Genomic DNA, 18,090 nt, shown 5'->3' on the forward strand with positions numbered 1-18,090 from the left:
AGTGGTTCGTGGCACCTGCAAACGGGCACCACATGAAACGGTCCGAGAAAAAGTCAGTTGGTGGAATCGAAAAACGTATTGGTCCAGAGGATGGACTCGTGGTAGCACCCGGCCACATCCAACGGGTCCAGCCCCAGGTGCATAATGGCGTCATCAAGATCCTGCCAGTCCCCGCTCTCGAAACAGCGGGCCAATCCCAGCCAATAGCTTTCACCATTTTCCAATTCGCCGCGCAAAGCGGGATCAAGAGGCAAATGATCGATGATTTCCTTCATGGGCATATCAAGAATGGCGTCGAGCAGGGAAAACAGGCCGACAACAAACAGTCCTTCCGCCTTTTCCGCATGTTCCGGAACCGTTTTGGCCGCTGTTTCCAGAAAACGACCGCGCTGGGCCGACAGAAAGAGCAGCTCCTGCGCCTTGCCCTTGGGTGTTATGTCCGAGAAGAGCACCAGCCGCAGCCAGTTCTTTATCTGCTGCCAGCCAAGGATGACCACGGCCTGCCGGATGGAAGTGATATTGCGGGGAAAACCGAAGCTTGGGGTGTTGAGCAGGACCAGCAGACGGTAGCTGATGGAGACGTCGGCCTGGACAATATCCGCCACTTCGTTGAAATCCGCATCGTCCGCTTCGATAAGCCGGAAAAGCTTGAAACGCGCGGCCAGGCTGGAGGACAGCCGCCGCCCCGGAACAATGCGCGGTTTCTGGAAAAAAAAGCCCTGATAATAGGTAAAACCAAGCCCCTGCAGGCTCTGGTATACATCGTAGTTTTCCACCCGCTTGGCAATGCACGCGGCATTGAACTCGCGGAGGTCATCCATCAGGACGGCCAGCTCGTAGCGTTCCTTATTCAGAACGTCCACCTTGATGAAATCCGCCTGTTTCAGCAAGGCACGCGTCTGCCCCGGAGACTGGCAGCCATCTACCGCAACAAGGTAGCCCTGTTCACGGAGTGCGACCAGCTCGTCGATGAATTCCTGGGAATAATCGGTGCGGCTCTCCACCTCGATGACGACCATTTCCTTGGGCAGGGCATAGGGAACGCGGTCCAGGACGGTCTGCTCCGTAAAATTCACGCACAGTTTGAGCTGCCCCACATTTTCGCCACCCAGAATAAAGCTAGCATCGGCGGCAACCCGCAGCGTGGCCGCTGATTCGTCCACATAATCGGCGCTGAGGGCAACCATACTGCTCCGGTACAGCAGTTCGTATCCCCAGACCTTCTTTTCCGTATCGAAAATTGGCTGCCGCGCCACAAAAACGGTCTCGTAGCTGTTCGTAACTTCTGCTGTCATGCGGTCCACCAGTGTTTGAATTTCAATCCATCGTCATAATGCGTGCAATCCCCTCAAGAGTAAAGCTGCGGCTGCATTCCGGGGGAAAGCCCCTGCCCTTTCTGCGGCCGCAGCCGAACGATGAAATGAAGTGTTGGTTGCTCTTCCTGCACGGGCGCCGCAGAACAATATTTACATTTATGTACTAATTTCTTTTTTTACCTACATAAAAAGTACTTTTCAATTGCCATGTTTTCAATTTTGTGTAATCGATCTGCAGCAATCTACTATATTGTAGATCATATAGCCTGTGATTAACAAAAATAACCATTTTGTAGTGGAGGATGCACCATGTTCACCTGGCCTCAAAAAAACGATGTTCTCGGTTCCGTAAACCGAGGCAATGCCATCGAATCCGGATTATGCACCCTGTGCCGCGCAGACTGTCAGGGGAAATGCGAGACGTGGCTCTCCAGCCTGCGGGGGCGGGAAATGCTCTACCCCAGAGATTTCGGCCAGGTCACGGCCGGAAGCGGAAACACCACCCATGTGGGCGTGTCCTACAACTCGCTGCGCATCCAGGGGCTCAATTACGGATCGTTCGGCATGACCCAGAAGTCCTCCTGCGGCAAAGACGACTGTCTGTTCACCGACGTCAGCCTGGAAACCTCCTTTGGCGCAGAAGTACAGACCAAGGCCCGCGTTCCCTTCATGACCGGCGCGCTCGGTTCGACGTTCATAGCCGCCAAGTACTGGGATTCATTTGCCGTCGGCTGCGCCCTGGTAGGAGCCCCCATCGTCATTGGTGAAAACGTCGTGGGCGTGGACCGCGAGTCCGAACTCAAGGACGGTCGGATTGTCAAAGCCCCGGAACTCGAACGGCGCATCGACACCTACATGCGGCACTATGACGGCTATGGAGCAATCATCGTACAGCTCAACGTGGAAGACACGCGCAATGGTGTGGCCGAATACGTGGCGGAAAAATATGGTGACAAGGTCATCATAGAACTCAAATGGGGGCAGGGAGCCAAAGACATAGGCGGGGAAATAGAGGTAACCAGCCTGGATTACGCCCTGTTCCTGAAAAAACGCGGCTACCTCGTGGACCCGGACCCTGAACTGCCCCAGGTTCAGGACGCCTACAACGCAGGCGCCATCCACTCCTTCGCGCGCCACAGCCGCCTGGGGTACACCGATCTGGCCACCTACGAACAGGTGCGTGAAAATTTCATGACATCGGTCAAGTACCTGCGCTCCCTGGGATTCAAACGCATATCCCTGAAGACCGGTTCCTACGGCATGGAAGCCCTGGCCATGGCCATCAAATTCGCCACGGAAGCCGAACTCGATCTGCTCACCATGGACGGATCGGGCGGCGGCACCGGCATGAGCCCCTGGAACATGATGGAAAGCTGGGGCGTGCCCTCCATACTGCTTCATGCCAAGGCCTACGAATACGCCTCCATCCTGGCGGCACGCGGCGAAAAGGTGGTGGACATGTCCTTTGCGGGCGGATTCGCCAAGGGAAGCAACATCTTCAAGGCCCTGGCCATGGGTGCCCCGTTCGTCAAGATGATCTGCATGGGACGCGCCATGATGATTCCCGGCTTCCTGGGAGCGAACATCGAAGGCGCACTCCATCCCGAACGCCGTGAAAAACTCTTTGGCAACTGGGACAAACTCCCGGCCTCCGTTGCCAAATACGGCTCGACCCCCGAGGAAATCTTCGCCTGCTACCACGACGTGGAAGAGAAGGTCGGCAAAAACGCCATGAAGGACATCCCCTTCGGAGCCGTGGCCATCTGGTGTTTGGTGGACAAGCTCTCGGCAGGCCTTCAGCAGCTTCTGGCTGGCGCGCGCAAGTTCAACCTGACCGAAATCACCCGCGACGACATTGCCTCGGGAAACCGCGAAACCGAACGCGAGACCAAAATCCCCTTCATCACCGACGTGATGGACGAAACCGCACGCAAGATTCTCAACATGAAATAGCATAGGGGCCGGAGACGGCCCCTGGAGCATACTGTTTGCAAAATACAAATCCCCCTAGCGAAACGCCGGGGGGATTTGTATTTCCAACGAGAGCAGATTCAGGAGGTGCCGGTCTGAAGGGGAGCGAAAACAACGCGTCCGACTACCTCACGCTTGCCTCACGGCCACCTTAGGCCCGCCTCACGAACGCGCCAATTGCAAGGTATCCACTATGCCCGTGCCCAGGTCCAACACACGCACGGCATGGTTGTTGGTGTCGGCAATGTACAGCGTGTTGCCACGTACGCACAGGCCGCCCGGCTCAAAGTAGCGGGCATGCCGCCCGTCGATATGGCCGCGCCCCTTGCCGCTGAATCCCATGCACACACCGCTGTTGGGATCGACCTGCTTGATCTTGTTATTATACGTATCAGCCACGTAGAGCAGATTATCAAAGAACGAAAACGCCACCCCCAAGGGGTGCTGCAACAAAGCCGTTTCCATGGGCCCGTCCGCGTCGCCAAACTCGAAAAGCCCCTGCCCCACAAGGGTGCGGACTTCGCCCGCTTCCAAATCCACCAACCGTACAGCCGAGGCTTCGGCGTCCGCAAAGAACAGGTACGGCCTGCCCAGCACCTCGGCATGGGACAAACCGCTGGGCTGGGCCAGCAGGCTTTGCTGTAACGGCCCGTCCACCAGGGCCTCACCTCCGGTTCCTGCCCACGGGGAAACATGGTTGGTGCGCAGGTCCAAAGTCCAGATCTGATGGCTGCCCGCCATGGCAATGTACAGCGTGTCGCCGACCAGACAGACGTCCCAGGGAGAACTCAATGCGGTTTCCGGCCCGAATCCCGCCACGCCCGGATACACAGTGGACTGGCTTCCCGTACCGGCAACGGTTTCCACGCTTTTTTCCTGCAAATCGATACGGCGGATGGAATGGTTTCCAGTGTCGGCGACGTACAGGTATCTGCCGTCGGGGGTGGCGGCACAGCCCTGGGGTGAAAAAAATCTGGCCTGCTCGAACGGCCCATTAGCGAATCCGCCCTCACCTCCGCCAATAACCTCCCGCATCCGGGCCATTGGTTTGCCCTCGTACAGTTCGGTCAGTACCAACCGGTGGTTCCCGGTATCGCTGATGACCAGCCCCTGCTCTCCAACCGGCTCGACCTTGCCGGGGAAATGCAGTGTCGAAGGTTCTTCCATGGGCATATAGGAGCGGAGGTCCAGAGGTTTCGGGTCCAGACTGCCGTCTTCCGTTGCCTTATCCACAAGTTCCTGGATAAGCGGTGCAAAGCCGTTGAAAACACCTTCCCCGGAACGCACGGCGCGGATGTTCCCGTCCGGTCCTATGCAGACTACGGTGGGCCAGGCGCGTACACCGTAGGACTGCCAGACCTGGTAGTCCTTGTCGTTGAGCACCGGATGGGTGATGCCCAAACGGCGGACGACAGTACGCAGATTCACGCTTTCCCCCTCGGCCTTGAATTTTGCGGAATGCACGCCCACAACCACCAGTGCGGAGCCGAACTTCCGCTCCAGGGCATGCAGGTCGGGGATGATGTGCATGCAGTTGATGCACCCGTAGGTCCAGAAATCCAGCAGCACCACCTTGCCGCGCAGCTGTTCCAGGCGCAACGGGGCATGGCTGTTGATCCATTCCATATCTTTTGGAAAATCAGGTGCTTTCATGCGTATCTCCTTGCCGCACCATGGTATGGAGCGCGGCTTTTGGGGCGATCAGTCGTGGTACCACTTGAGGAGCGTCAGCCGGAGCCGGGGGAAACGAGTATCCCGCACAAACTCCCTCCGTTTCACAATTGCGGCAGAACCACAACGGGAATGGTTTCTTGACTTGATTTAATGCCGCTCCTACATTGAAGTAATCTTGAATTGCGGAGCCGGATTGTGACAGGGAAGAAACTGCTCTCCATTGCCAACATCTCTCGGGAATTGAATATTCCGGAATCCACCCTGCATTATTGGAAAAACCGGTTTGCGGAATATCTGCCCAGCATAGGCAGGGGCCGCCAGCGCCGCTACCGCATTGAAACCGTAGAAATTTTCAAAACCATCTCCGAGCTGCTCAAACTGGGCCACACCACCAGGGACGTCAAGGCGCAGCTTGCCGAACTCTATCCGCTGAACATAGAGCCGGGCCCCAGTGCCAGCCAGCCACAATCCGGGCAGGTCGTCCTGCAAACAGCCCAGACGCAGGAAATGCAGCTGCAAACCGCCGTGGCCGTGGGCACGGAAATCGCCAAGGTACTCGGCGACAGGCTCTCCCAGGTGCTCTCTTCGTTCTGCCCTGGTTTGCCTCCCGAAACCATGGAGCGTATGCAGGAAGGCATGCGCATGCTGGAGGAGCAAGCCGAAGACGTGCACTCCCTGCGGGAAGAGAATACCCGACTGCGGGACGAACTTCAAAGCATGCGGGACGAACTGAACACGCTGCGCGAAAACCAGGACATGCTTTCCGGCAATGGATCGGGCGAGGCCCCGAAAGACGATGCCCTAAAAGACGATGCCATGAAAGACAAACTGTCCGTTCTGGAAGCAGAGCTTGTCCGTCTGCGCAAGGACCGTCGCGAAATGGAAAAATTCCTCCTGGACAAGATCAGCGCCTCAAAAAACTCCTAGCTCCACATTTCGTTTGGAGGAGCTCCGCAAATTTCCAAGCAATGTATCGTTTTCTCCATTCCCCGGAGAAAATGCGTTTTTCAACCTCAAACATTCAGCGAGGTATCTCATGGAATTACAAGGAAAAACGCTCGTAATGCCCGTAGCCAATCTGTATAACGATCTGGAATTCTGGTACCCCAAAATCAGAATGACCGAGGCCGGAGCCAAGGTCATAGTTGCCGGGGCCAAGGCTGGGGAGACCTATAAAAGCAAAATCGGCCTTCCCGCCACCTGCGACGTGGCCTATGGCGACATTTCCGCAGACAAGGTGGACGGCATCATCATTCCCGGCGGCTATGCCCCGGACTTCATGCGCCGGGACCCGGCCGCGGTACAACTGGTGGCCGACCTGGACGCCCAGAAAAAGCTGGTGGCCTTCATCTGCCATGCCGGGTGGCTGCCCATCTCTGCCAAGATTCTCAAGGGCAGAACCTGCACATCGTACTTCGCCATCAAGGACGACATGATCAATGCCGGAGTCAATTGGGTGGACGGAGAAGCGGTTGTGGACGGGAACTTCGTCAGCAGCCGCACGCCAGACGACCTCCCCGCCTTTTGCCGGGCCATTCTGGAATTCCTGAAATAATAAACTCAGCCCTGCTTTACGGCGGCCTGCGGCTTTCCCCAGTCGCGGGCCGTTTTCTTTTGCCTGGCAGACCGGTCCGGCGCGGTATTTTCAGCCGGGCCAGGCGGCCCATGTATCCACATATGCCCCATGTACCAATGCCGAGTAGGACTTTTTTAATCATGGCACGATTGAAATTGCATTCAATACTTGGTATTCAGCTGTTACCCACAAATGTGGGCAGCAGTAATTCGCACATAACCGCCTGAGTCAGGAAAAGCATGGCATTTTACAACGTTTACAGAGGCACCAATTTCCGCTCCACCTATCTGGTTCTGCGCCAGAACGACCATCCCGAGGATGTCGTGCCCTTCAACCTGCTGTTCCTGTTCGGCACCCTGGAAATATCCCGCAAGGGAATCCGCCACTCGCATCTTCCCTTTGCCAAGGGCGGGCAGGAAAAAATCCTTCAGTTTGTGGAGGAAAAGGGCTTCTGCTTTTACAAGTGGCCCGGCAAGATTCTGGGCGAAACATTGGGCGACGTACTCGATCCCACTGCCTGATTTTTTCCGTCCTTTTCCATCCAGAGTGCTGACAAAACCGTTCTGCATTGCTATCTATAAGGCAGGTGACACGCGCCCCTGCTTCCGGCTCTCACGATATGGAGAGAGCTATAGGGGTGCTTTGGAGGAACCATGAGCAACAGCGGTTATATTCCCATAGGCAGCAGCAACAGCCTGGAAGTCGGCCCCGCCAACCCCACAGTGGAAGCGGTCACCATCCCCGTTAACGATGTCCCCCTCAGCCTGCCGCCCACATCTCAGGAAATCCGCTCCGATGTGAACAACACCGGGTTCATCATCAACACCATGGCGTAGCCTCCGCCTCTCTGCGGCTTTGCTCCGCCACAATTCGTACTCGCAACTCCCCCACTCCAAAGACTCTCTTCCGGTTGGCTTGCTCTTGCCAATCCGCCCCCGATGCTTGGCATCCAACTATCCGTTATTATGCATTTTTAATTGATATACGCCCGGCACCATGTCGGGCTTTTTCCTTCCTTCCCTTTTCCGCTCTCACAAAAAATTATGGGGTGCGAAATCCTTCACCCTTATTGATGTAAAGATTTTGCGTATAATTCGGCCTGTTGTTTGCTTGACGAATCCAAAACAGACAGGACGGAACATGACGCACCCACCCACACGGCAGAAAGGCAAGGAAGCATCAAAAAACCTCGCCGCTAGCCTGCACGACAAATTCAACGCCACCCGTACGGCCCGCAGGACAATAGAACAGCGCTGGCTGGACGACCTGCGCCAATATAAAGGGAAGTACGCGCCAAACGTACTCCAACGTCTGCACCCCAAACGCAGCAAGGCCTTTGTGCGGCTTACCCGCTCCAAGGTCCGCACGGCAGACGCCCGGCTCATGGACCTGCTCTTTCCCGGCAACGGCCAGAGCAACTGGTCCATCGATCCCACCCCCATCCCCGAGCTGGCCCCTGCCCGCCAGGGGGAAATAATCACCGACCTTACCGAACGGCTGGGACACGCTCCCAAGTCTGCAGAAATCGACAGCGCCTGCCAGGAACTGGCCGAGGACGCCTGCGCCGCCATGACCAACCTGATGCGCGACCAGCTTGCCGAAAGCCGCTACCGCGAGGTCATCCGCGACGTCATCCACTCGGGCAACCTGTACGGCACCGGCATTCTGAAAGGCCCCATGGTGGAACGCCGCATTGCCCGGCAGTGGACCGAAACCAGCCGGGGCTGGCACCTGACCAGCCGTCCGGTGCTGCGCCCCTATCTGGAGTTCGTGCCGGTATGGGACGTATTCCCGGACATGGAAGCCCGCGAACCGGCCCGCGCCCGCTTCATTTTCCAGCGCCACGTCATGAGCCGCTACGACCTGGAACGTCTGGCCGACCGGACAGACTTTGACGAACAGGCAATACGCGACCATCTGCGCGACCATCCCCAGGGCAATTGCACACCCTCCAGCTACGAGCGAGATCTGGCCAGCATGGGCGATACGCCCGAACGCCACGACGCCACCCGCAGTACCGACGACGCGCAACGCCACGAGCTGATAGAATTCTGGGGTTTTGTGCCGGGCCGCGATCTGGCCGCCTGCGGGGCACAGGTGGACGAAGCCCTGTACGACGAGGACGTGCCCGCCACCATCTGGCTGGCGGAAAACCGCATCATCAAGGCGGCGGCCTCGCCGCTCACCGGCGTGCGCTGGCCCTACTACTTTTATTATTTCGACAAGGACGAAACATCCATTTTCGGCGAGGGGCTGGCGTCCATCATGCACGACGCTCAGCAGCTCTTCAATGCCAGCATCCGCGCGCTTCTGGACAACGCAGCCATTGCCGCCGGGCCGCAGATAGAGGTCAACCAGGACCTGCTGCCCGCGGGCGAGGACCCGTCCGACCTCTACCCCTTCCGCGTCTGGCTGCGTTCCGGGCCGGGCGCGGAATCCCAGTCTCCGGCCCTGCGCGTCTTCACCCTGCCAGCCACACCGAGGAATTCATGGGCATGGCCCGCATGTTCCAGGAATGCGCCAACGAAGTCACGGGCATTCCCGGCCTTATGGCTGCCGAGTTGGACAAGGCCTCCAACGGCACCTTCCGCGGCCTGTCCATGCTCATGTCCCAGGCCTCGGTCACGCTCAAGGACCAGGTGAAGCACTTTGACGACGGCATTACCCGGCCTTTCATCACGGCCCTGTACCACTGGAACATGCGCTTTGCAGACCGGGACGAAGTGCGCGGCGACTTCCGGGTGCGGGCCCGCGGCCTGACCAGCCTGGTGGCCCGCGAACTGTACGTGGACCAGCTGGAACGCTTTGCCAAGGCCACGGCCAATTCCCTGGACGCGCCCTGGATACGCCGCGGCGAACTGCTGCGCCGCATGGCCGAAGCCCTGGACCTAGGCGCCGACGTGGTGCGCGAGCAGACCTCCCAATCCACTTCCGACCTGCGCAAAGGAGCCTGAACCGTGGCTGATAACACCTCGCCACCCGATATGACTTTGGCCAATGCCCTGGCCCTGTGCCGTCGCGAGCGCAACAGCGAAACCAGCGTGGCCTACCGCCGTTTGCTCAAGACCGCCCGTACCGATTGCCTGGACGAACTCTCCCTGGCCGAAGGCGTACGCGTGCACCGTTTGCAAGGGGCCATCCTGACCATCACCGGCCTGTTGCGCGACATTGCCGCCGACCCACGCCAGCCCGACAAACACGACGGCGCGTACATCTAGGAGACTTTATGCTTGAAAAAACATCCGTCACGGCCCGACTCGGCGGCTCGAACACTGCCCAAACTTTCGGCCCGGCAATTGAACTGGCCGAAAACTTCAACCTCTCCTTGTGGGGCGAGTTTACGGCACGCGTCACCATCCAACGCTCGTTCGATAACGGCGCAACCTGGCTGAACGTGGCCCGCTTCGAGCGCCCCGTGGAGGCCATGGGCTACGAGCCGGAAACCGCGCTCTACCGGGTCGCCACTCTGCCCGGCGATTTCATGTCGGGAACGGTCTGCGCCCGGCTGGGGCCAGGCATTCCGGTCAACCAAAATCTTCCCAAGGAAAGCGAATGACGCGCTCGCCGCTCTTCAGGGGAGTGCTGGCCGCTCCTTTCCGTAGTCCCATATTTTCAGCCCTTCACTCACAGCCAACAGCAACAGGAGAAACAATGAACACAGCCAACACCTCCACCATCATCGGCGTCGCTTTGCTTGCAGAAGGCGGTAACGGCGGCACCTGGGCCCACATCGACGAGACAGGCGAAACCTTTGTTCCGTCCGACGACTTCTTCAACGCCCACCCCGTATGGAGCGCCATAGAAGACGTAACCATCGATGGTCAGTCCATGGTCAAAATCCCCGCGTTCTACGTCAAACGCGCAATCATCAGCGGCGGCAGCAACAACGGCAAAGAAGGCTGGTGGATTTCCGATACCCCGGCTCCCGGCTTCCACATCCATCCTGCATTCCGCGACAATGGTTCCGACATCGGCCAGGTGTACGTGGGCAAATACCAGGCCAGTCTGGAAAACGACAAACTCGCCAGCGTGCCCGGCGTGCTCCCCACCGTGAACCGTTCGCTCACACAGTTCCAGGCCCATGCCGCAGCCCGCAACACGGGCGGTCAGAACGGCTTTATGCTCTGGTCCTTTTACCAGCTTGCCGCCATCCAATGGCTCTACCTGGTGGAGAACGCCACCATGAACTGCCAGACCTGCACCGGCAACGGGCGCGTTACAGCTAACACTGCCGCCAATGTGGATGCCGCCGATGTAGCCCAGGCCTCCTATCGCGGCGTTGTCGGGCTGTGGGGAAACATCTGGCAGTGGGTGGATGGAGTCAGGACCAAGGACAAGTCGATCGACCTTTGGGACATCGACGGTCACAAAACCTGGACCAGAACCGGCCTGATGAAAACGAAGAGAACCCAGACAATCATGCCCCTCACGATTATGGGGCAGTCCGGGCCGGGCTTCAACTTGGGCGATGTTTTCATTGGAGACGGCAACGCACGCCGCACCAAGCTGGCAACGATTCCAGACTATCAAACAATGGAAGAATACAATGAGCGCTATTTCTGTATGGGAGGAACCTGGGGCACCGGTGAAACCGGCGGACTTTGGTACTTCAAAGGCACTCTCGTCCCCTTCTCCAACCACCGTGCCCTTGGCGCCCGCCTGGCAAAAATCTAACCCGCCATGCGCACCATCAGCCAAATCATCCTGCATTGCTCGGACTCCGGCTTCGGCAATGCCGAGCTTATCGACGCCTGGCACCGGGAACGCGGCTGGGAGGGCATCGGCTACCACTTTGTAATCTGCAACGGGCAGGCCGCCGCCCATAATGCCTACAACGCCGCCACCGACGGCCTGGTGCAGACCGGACGCCCGGAGATGCACATCGGCGCGCACGCCAAAGGCCACAATGCCCATTCCCTGGGCGTCTGCCTCATCGGCGAGCGGCGTTTCACCGGCATGCAGTTCGTTGCCCTGCAAAGTCTGCTGCGCACCCTGCAAAAGCGCCACCACATCGCGCCCGCAGCCGTACTCGGCCACGCCGAACTGGACCCGCACAAGACCTGTCCCAACCTGCCCATGGCCTGGATTCGGGCCGTGCTGGCACAGCCTGCATAGGAGCATCCCATGACCTGGAAAGACGTGGGCAAGGCCATCAGCGGGGTTGCGCCGGTTCTGGCCGGAATCCTTACCGGACCGGCCGGGCTGGCCGTAAGCGCCGCAGGCGGCCTGCTGGCCGAATGCCTGGGCGAAACGCCCGACCCGAAAAACATCAGCAAACGATTGCAGAACGACCCCGACGCGCTCCTGGCACTGCAAAAGCTGGAAAAGGAACGCGAGCAGGACATCCTGGCCTTCCGCCGCTTTCAGATAGAAGCCGACGTGAACAACCAGGCCAATGCCCGCCAGCGGGAAATAGAGATGGCCCGCGCAGGACACGGCGCCGCCTGGACCACCTCCCTGGTGGCCGTCATGGTCACCGCCGGGTTCTTCGTCATGCTCCGCTTTGTCCTGGACCAGCCCCAGGTCTCCCAGGCCGCCCTGCTCCTGCTCGGCAGCCTCGGCTCCGCCTTCGGGGCCGTGGTCAACTACTACCTCGGTTCTAGCCTCGGCTCGCAGGAAAAGAACCGCCTGCTCAAGAAAAACTAATCAGGAACACAACATGAACGAACAGAACACACCAGCCACCACGCAGGCCTCCCCACAAGCTGCCGACGCTTCCGCATTTCAGGCCTCGTTCGAGGAAGCCGCGGCCCAGACAGAACAGCCCACCAAGGCTAAGGCCAGCGGCCCCGCTTCCTCGCTCGAAAAACCGGGCACCGCAAAAGCTCCCGAAGCGACCGCGTCCTCCACCAAAACGGAAAAAGACCTCAAAGCGCTTTTGGCCGAGGAACGCGCCAAGCGCGAACAGCTTGAAGCACAGCTGCGCAAGGATAATCAGCCCGATCCCCACACCGATCCGGCAACCGACGAGCGTCTTATCCAACGGTTTCTGGACAGCAACCCGGAAATGGAAGCGCCCCTGTGCGCCCTCATCCACCGCGAAGCGCTCAAGGCCATCCGCCCCATGGCAGAAGCCATCATGGGCGAGCAGCACATTCAGCGCATTGCCCGCGCCCATCCCGACTGGGACACCCTGGCCAAAAGCTCCGAGCTTACCCGCTGGATAGACGAACAGCCGCCCTACATTGCCAAGAGCCTGCGCCAGGTCGTGGCCCGCGGCCATGCCGACGACGTCATCGACCTGCTCAGCCGCTTCAAGGAACAACTCCAGGCCAAGGCCGACAAAACCACGCCCCTTAACGATCCCGCCACGGACTGCGCCCTGGCCGTGCCCGCGCACAGCTCGGGCCTGCCCAAGGCCACGCCCGACAAGGAAGACTTTAAAAACGCCTGGCGCGAAGCCGTAGCCGGCAACGACCACTAACCCATCGCTTCATCACCCTTCAGGAGAACACACATGGCCAATACCGCATACGGAGACATCTCTCCCCGCACCGCCGCCTTTGCCGCGGCAGACATGCTCAAGCGCGGACTGCCCCACCTTGTGCTCGAACGCTTCGGACAGGCCAAAACCCTGCCCTCCAATACGTCCAAGGTGGTCAGCTTCCGGCGCTACAACTCCCTCAGCTCCACGCCCACCCCGCTTCAGGAAGGCGTTACGCCCGAGGCAAAAAAACTCTCGGCAACCGACGTGGACGCCACCCTGGTCCAGTACGGCGACCGCGTCACCATCACCGACGTGGTCATGGACACACACGAGGACCCCGTACTCACCGAAGCCGTGGACGTCCTCGGCGAACAGGCTGCGGAAGTGATCGAAACCGTGCGTTTCAACATCCTCAAGGCCGGGACCAACACCTTTTACGCCAACGGCAGCCAGCGCAGCGCAGTCAACTCGCCCCTTACCCTGACCACGCAGCGCAAGATCACCCGGTCCCTCAAACGCCAGAACGCACGCAAGATCACCCGCGTACTGCGCTCCACGCCCGACTTCGGCACCCAGTCCGTGGCACCCGCCTACATCGCGCTCTGCCACCCGGACCTGGAAAACGACATCCGCGGCATGAACGGCTTTGTGCCCGTGGAATCCTACGGCCAGCTCACGCCCTATGAGTCCGAAATCGGCAAGGTCGAAGACGTGCGCTACATCACCACAACCGTGTTCGAGCCCTTTGCAGACACAGGCGGCGAAGCAGGAGCCATGCTCTCCACCAGCGGAACCAAGGCAGACGTCTACCCCGTGCTCTACCTCGGCCGCGACGCCTACGGCATTGTCGCCCTCAAAGGACAGCACGCCATCACCCCCCTGGTCGTCAACCCGCAGCCCTCGGATTCCGACCCCCTGGCACAGCGCGGCCACGTCGGTTGGAAATCCATGCAAACAGCCGTCATCCTGAACGATGCCTGGATGGTCCGCGCCGAAGTGGCAGCCACGGCGTAAGAGCCGCTTCGGTGTAAAGCAAAAGCCGGTGCCTCCGGCGGTCAGGGGCTTTGCCCCTGAACCCCACCGGGGGCCATGATGGCCCCCGGACCCCTGCGACATGTCTTGGTCTTTTCCGAAGCGGAAAAGACCAAGACAAACGGGCCGGAAGAACTAACGGCATAACACCCCTTTAATATTAAAAATTTCTAGAAGGGGGAGCGCGAGGGGGAAAACCTCCGACCTATCGCAAGCGCAAAGGATCTGGCGACCTTTGCGGGACCGGGCTGCGCGAAAACGTGGTTTCGCTACGCCCTCGTCTTGAAAGAGGTTCTTTGACTGTCCAACAACACCCAAGTCCCTAATAATAAAAAGTTCGGGAAGGGGGAGCGCGAGGGGGAGAACCTCTTTCAAGAGGTTTCCCCCTCGCTCCTCTTCTCCCTTTCCTGAAAGGAGATTCCAATGTCGAAAAACAGTCGCGTCAAAGTTCGGTTTCACGCCCAGGAGGGCGGTGCTGGCAACGACGATATTTTCGTGTCCGTAAACGGACGTGCCTATCTGATTCAGCGCGAACGCGACGTAATGTTGCCGCGCGAGGTTCTGGAGGTGGTGGAGAATGCGGAACAGACGATCTTTGAGCCTTCGGGCGGCGGTGTCCGGGCACGCCATGTAAAGCGTTTTGCCTACACCGTGCTTGAGGCGGCCTGATGAACGCGGGCGACATTGTGGCGCGGGCCGCATGGATTTTGAACGACGTGGACCATGTGCGCTGGAACGAGGCCATGCTGCTTTCGTTTCTTGGCGAGGCACAGGACCAGGTTGTTCTGGTTCGGCCCGACGCCACGGCCCGCACACGAGTGGTCGGGCTGTCTGCCGGTGTTTCGCAGAGCGTGCCGCAGGACGGTCTGCGCTTGCTGGATGTGCGCCGCAACATGGGGCCGGACGGCAACACGCCCGGACGGGTTGTGCAGCGTTCGGACCGGGAGGCCTTGGACGCCTGTTTGCCCGACTGGCGCTCGGACGCACAGGGCGGCGGGGTGCGGCTGTGGGTGCACGACGAACGCCACCCGCGCGACTTCCAGGTCTGGCCGGGACGGGCAGCGGACGCCCAGTGGCATGTTGAAATCGTATTCAGCGCCGTACCCGCTCCTCCTGCCGCAGGTGAAGAGGTGTTGGACCTGGACGCCTGCTTTGCCGGGCCAATGTTGGATTTCGTACTGCACCGGGCCTTTGCCGTGGACGGCGGATCGGCTGCCGGACGCGAACGGTCCATGGCGCATCTGGAAGCCTTTATGCGAGGGCTGAACGCCAAACTCTCCGGCGACATGCTGGTGAGCGGAGTCGCAACGGGAACAAGCCCGAACGCGGCTGCAAGGAGCGCATCATGAGTGTTTTGTACAACGAATTTCTTCCACTGGTTTTGCCGGAAGTACCGGGCTGCCCCGAACCTCTGGCCTTGCAGGCCGTACGCCGCAGCGCCCGGCAAACCTGCCTGAACACACAGATTTGGGTGGAAACCCTTGGCCCGGTAACCACGCGGGAAAACTGGCCCAACTATCCCCTGGTGCCGCCCGAGGGCGCGGAAATAGCCATGCTGCTGAGTGTCCGTTTGGACGGCTCGGCGCTGATTCCCACCACGGAGCCGTTTCTGGACGCCAACTGGCCGGGCTGGAACCTGTACTCCGGCCAGCGCCCCACCCATTACCTGATGGAAAAGGCGGCCACGGTGCGGCTGGTGCCCATGCCCAAGTCGATACATCAGCTTACGGCCCGCGCCGCCCTGCTGCCTGCCAACAATGCCGAGGTTGCATGGGACGAATTATGGACCCGCCACGGCCAGACCATTGCCCATGGCGCGCTGGAACATCTGCTTGCCATGCCCGGCAAGATATGGAGCGACCAGCAGGCTGCCCTCCGGCACGGGACGTTGTTTCGCCGGGGCTGCACAAACATCCGGGCCGAAGCGCTCAAGGGCCGGTCCACCGCGTCCCTGTCCGCCCACCCCCGTGCCTTTGGAATGTAAAAAAACCTTTTTTCGGAGACTGTCATGCCCGCTTTGTTCAGCAACAATGCCGCGACCCGGCTGTCCGAGGCCATAACGCCCTGGGACACGACCATCCGCCTGGAGGACGGCCTGAACTTTCCTCAACTCTCGGATGATGGCGCACAACATTTTCAGGCCACCCTGGTGGCGGCCAATGCCGTGGAAATCGTGCGCGTTACGGCCCGCGAGGGCAACACCCTCACCGTGACACGCGGCCAGGAAGGGACAGAGGCCTGCGCCTTTCAGCAGGGCGACGGCGTGGAGCTGCGCCTGACTGCCGATTCCCTGGGCCGCTTCATCCAGACCGAGGCCGTGGACGCGACCAGCCCGTCGGTGTTCAAGAACATGCGTTTCGTGGCTGCCGACCCGTTCATCACCGACCACGGCGATCCGTCCGTGTCCGGCTCTCTGGCCTACGTCCTGGCCGAAATCGGCTCGGCCCGCGCCCATGTGGAACTTCCGGCAGGCCACACCTATCTGGTCTGCCGGGACCTGACCATTCCGCCCAACGTCACGCTCAATGCGCGCCACGGTGCGGTTATCCGGGTGCTGGCCGACAAGACCGTTACCGTCAACGGCGTGCTTTCCGCCGGACCGTACCGCATCTTCGACGGCGACGGCGCAGTTGCCGGAACCTTTGCCGGGCAGAGCGTCTTTCCCCAATGGTGGGGGGCTGTTGGCGACGGCGCCACAGACGACACCCTGGCCCTGAACCGCGCTTTGGCCTGCCCGCGCGTGCACATGCCCGCAGGCACCTACCTGATATCCTCGGTGCTCGATCTCAACGACGGCACGGCGGTACGGGGCGAAGCACCCGACTGCGGCTACATAGACTGGGACAAGGACCATCAGCAGGCCGCACCCTCCTACGCAGGCAAGGCCACCATCATCCAGTACCGGCCCAACGAGCACGGCCCCATCTTTTCCGGGGCCAACAACTGTTCCTTTCGCGACATGGTCTTCCGTTGCGGCCAAAGCCGCATCACCACGGACGCCTTTTTCGCCACGCCGGGCAGCCACATCCATCTGGACGACTGCAAGTTCGAAAACCTGGACCACGTCATGTCCGGCTCCAATGCCTCGTACGGCGGGGTCAAGGCCACTGGCTGCCGCTTCTTTACCTGCGGCTGGGCCTTTGTGGGCAGCCTTACCGACTGCGTGTTCACGGCCAACACCTTTACGAGTTGCGACAAGGCCCTGGAGTTCGGCGAAGGTTCTGGCTTCAACATCGTGCAGGGCAACCGCTTCGAATGGTGCGACGACGCCATCTTCATCTACCGGGGCCGCTCCAATACCATCAGCAACAACGTCATCGACGCGGCCAACAACTGCGGGCTCAAGCTGCAGGATTCCTCCAGCACGGCCATCAACGGCAACGTATTCTGGCGCAACGGCCGCCGTGACGCGGACGAGGAAAGCCGCAGCCATATCGTGCTCAAGGGCGACTGCCTCTCCAACCGCATCGTGGCCAATGTGTTCCTGAAAGGCGGGCCGGATGACGGCTCGAAATCGTCCTGGCCCCGGCACATCGTGGAGGTCCTCAGCGGGGCCAATTCCACCAATACCTTTCTGGGCAACGATACCATCAACGGCTGCGTGGTCATGCCCTTCAACGCGCCCTATGGAAACTCCACCGACTCCCTGCTGGTGGACACCATCCACATCCGGGGGCTGGGCGCTCCCGGCACGTCCAACGACAACCTCATGGAAATACTCAAGCAAATCGCCCATGTGGCGGCAGCGCCCGTGGAAGTGGTGGTGTACGAAAACCGCAAGTTCACGGTCTACACAGACCTGCGCCCCGGACGCATCCGCATACGCGGCGTGGGTTCACCCACCTTGGAAGATACGCCCTCGGGCCGCGCGCACAGCCTGCTGGGCATTGAAAACGCCACCTACAGCCAGCCGTTCGGGCCACCCATACAGCTCACCACGGCTCCGGCCCCGCCCACCTTCGGCTATTGGCTGCAAGGCTCGGTCATCTGGAACAGCAAGCCGGCCTCGGGCCAGCCCGTGGGCTGGGTCTGCGTGCAGGAAGGCCCCCCCGGCACCTGGAAAAACTTCGGAACCATCTCCTAACCGGACAACG

At 60.0% G+C, this 18,090-nt stretch carries 19 protein-coding genes; 17 read left to right on the plus strand and 2 right to left on the minus strand.

What is annotated here, in order from left to right:
- Positions 1-53 precede the first annotated feature (53 nt).
- A complete protein-coding gene (locus ACI0FJ_RS12055) occupies positions 54-1,295 on the minus strand; it encodes an EAL and HDOD domain-containing protein (RefSeq protein WP_424303692.1) in 1,242 nt (413 codons plus the stop codon).
- Between the two features lie 330 nt (positions 1,296-1,625).
- Between ACI0FJ_RS12055 and ACI0FJ_RS12060 the strand changes: the two genes are divergently transcribed.
- Positions 1,626-3,269 (plus strand): glutamate synthase-related protein, encoded by a 1,644-nt coding sequence (locus ACI0FJ_RS12060; RefSeq protein WP_424303695.1) that lies wholly within the window; start codon positions 1,626-1,628, stop codon positions 3,267-3,269.
- Between the two features lie 180 nt (positions 3,270-3,449).
- On the opposite strand, the gene ACI0FJ_RS12065 is transcribed toward ACI0FJ_RS12060, so the two are convergent.
- Positions 3,450-4,940, minus strand: a complete 1,491-nt coding sequence (locus ACI0FJ_RS12065; RefSeq protein ID WP_424303697.1) for a thioredoxin-like domain-containing protein — start codon at positions 4,938-4,940, stop codon at positions 3,450-3,452.
- Between the two features lie 216 nt (positions 4,941-5,156).
- On the opposite strand from ACI0FJ_RS12065, the gene ACI0FJ_RS12070 reads away from it, so the two are divergent.
- The 16 genes from ACI0FJ_RS12070 to ACI0FJ_RS12145 all read left to right on the plus strand — a co-directional run bounded on the left by ACI0FJ_RS12070 (position 5,157) and on the right by ACI0FJ_RS12145 (position 18,080).
- Positions 5,157-5,888 carry a MerR family transcriptional regulator gene (locus ACI0FJ_RS12070; protein ID WP_424303700.1) on the plus strand — a complete coding sequence of 244 codons (732 nt, stop codon included), beginning with the start codon at positions 5,157-5,159 and terminating at the stop codon, positions 5,886-5,888.
- Positions 5,889-6,024: 136 nt separating this feature from the next.
- Entirely contained in the window at positions 6,025-6,516 is a 492-nt protein-coding gene (locus tag ACI0FJ_RS12075) for a type 1 glutamine amidotransferase domain-containing protein (RefSeq protein ID WP_424303702.1), read from the plus strand.
- 260 nt (positions 6,517-6,776) lie between these two features.
- Complete coding sequence (locus ACI0FJ_RS12080; RefSeq protein WP_424303705.1) at positions 6,777-7,058, plus strand: hypothetical protein; 282 nt, start codon at positions 6,777-6,779, stop codon at positions 7,056-7,058.
- Between the two features lie 132 nt (positions 7,059-7,190).
- Positions 7,191-7,373, plus strand: coding sequence for a hypothetical protein (locus tag ACI0FJ_RS12085; RefSeq protein ID WP_424303708.1), 183 nt, complete (start codon positions 7,191-7,193; stop codon positions 7,371-7,373).
- Between the two features lie 304 nt (positions 7,374-7,677).
- A complete protein-coding gene (locus tag ACI0FJ_RS12090; protein WP_424303711.1) occupies positions 7,678-9,180 on the plus strand; it encodes a hypothetical protein in 1,503 nt (500 codons plus the stop codon).
- A gap of 314 nt (positions 9,181-9,494) precedes the next feature.
- Positions 9,495-9,755 (plus strand): hypothetical protein, encoded by a 261-nt coding sequence (locus ACI0FJ_RS12095; RefSeq protein WP_424303714.1) that lies wholly within the window; start codon positions 9,495-9,497, stop codon positions 9,753-9,755.
- Between the two features lie 8 nt (positions 9,756-9,763).
- On the plus strand, positions 9,764-10,093 hold the full coding sequence (locus tag ACI0FJ_RS12100; protein WP_424303716.1) for a hypothetical protein: 330 nt from the start codon (positions 9,764-9,766) through the stop codon (positions 10,091-10,093).
- Between the two features lie 95 nt (positions 10,094-10,188).
- Positions 10,189-11,211, plus strand: a complete 1,023-nt coding sequence (locus ACI0FJ_RS12105; RefSeq protein ID WP_424303719.1) for a hypothetical protein — start codon at positions 10,189-10,191, stop codon at positions 11,209-11,211.
- Positions 11,212-11,217: 6 nt separating this feature from the next.
- Positions 11,218-11,652, plus strand: a complete 435-nt coding sequence (locus tag ACI0FJ_RS12110) for an N-acetylmuramoyl-L-alanine amidase (protein ID WP_424303722.1) — start codon at positions 11,218-11,220, stop codon at positions 11,650-11,652.
- Positions 11,653-11,661: 9 nt separating this feature from the next.
- Entirely contained in the window at positions 11,662-12,183 is a 522-nt protein-coding gene (locus tag ACI0FJ_RS12115) for a hypothetical protein (protein WP_424303724.1), read from the plus strand.
- A gap of 13 nt (positions 12,184-12,196) precedes the next feature.
- Positions 12,197-12,961: a hypothetical protein gene (locus tag ACI0FJ_RS12120; RefSeq protein ID WP_424303727.1), complete on the plus strand. Its 765-nt coding sequence runs from the start codon at positions 12,197-12,199 to the stop codon at positions 12,959-12,961.
- A gap of 33 nt (positions 12,962-12,994) precedes the next feature.
- The gene (locus tag ACI0FJ_RS12125; RefSeq protein WP_424303729.1) at positions 12,995-13,978 is read left to right on the plus strand and encodes a N4-gp56 family major capsid protein; all 984 of its coding nucleotides are present in this window, start codon (positions 12,995-12,997) and stop codon (positions 13,976-13,978) included.
- A gap of 441 nt (positions 13,979-14,419) precedes the next feature.
- A complete protein-coding gene (locus ACI0FJ_RS12130; RefSeq protein WP_424303732.1) occupies positions 14,420-14,665 on the plus strand; it encodes a hypothetical protein in 246 nt (81 codons plus the stop codon).
- Positions 14,665-15,345 carry a DUF6682 family protein gene (locus tag ACI0FJ_RS12135; protein WP_424303734.1) on the plus strand — a complete coding sequence of 227 codons (681 nt, stop codon included), beginning with the start codon at positions 14,665-14,667 and terminating at the stop codon, positions 15,343-15,345. The genes ACI0FJ_RS12130 and ACI0FJ_RS12135 overlap by 1 nt, the downstream gene beginning before the upstream one ends.
- The gene (locus tag ACI0FJ_RS12140; protein ID WP_424303737.1) at positions 15,342-15,980 is read left to right on the plus strand and encodes a hypothetical protein; all 639 of its coding nucleotides are present in this window, start codon (positions 15,342-15,344) and stop codon (positions 15,978-15,980) included. Before ACI0FJ_RS12135 ends, ACI0FJ_RS12140 begins: the two co-directional genes overlap by 4 nt.
- A gap of 24 nt (positions 15,981-16,004) precedes the next feature.
- A complete protein-coding gene (locus tag ACI0FJ_RS12145) occupies positions 16,005-18,080 on the plus strand; it encodes a right-handed parallel beta-helix repeat-containing protein (RefSeq protein WP_424303740.1) in 2,076 nt (691 codons plus the stop codon).
- Positions 18,081-18,090 lie beyond the last annotated feature (10 nt).

This window comes from Desulfovibrio sp. 7SRBS1 (genome assembly GCF_049723905.1).
Taxonomy (GTDB): domain Bacteria; phylum Desulfobacterota; class Desulfovibrionia; order Desulfovibrionales; family Desulfovibrionaceae.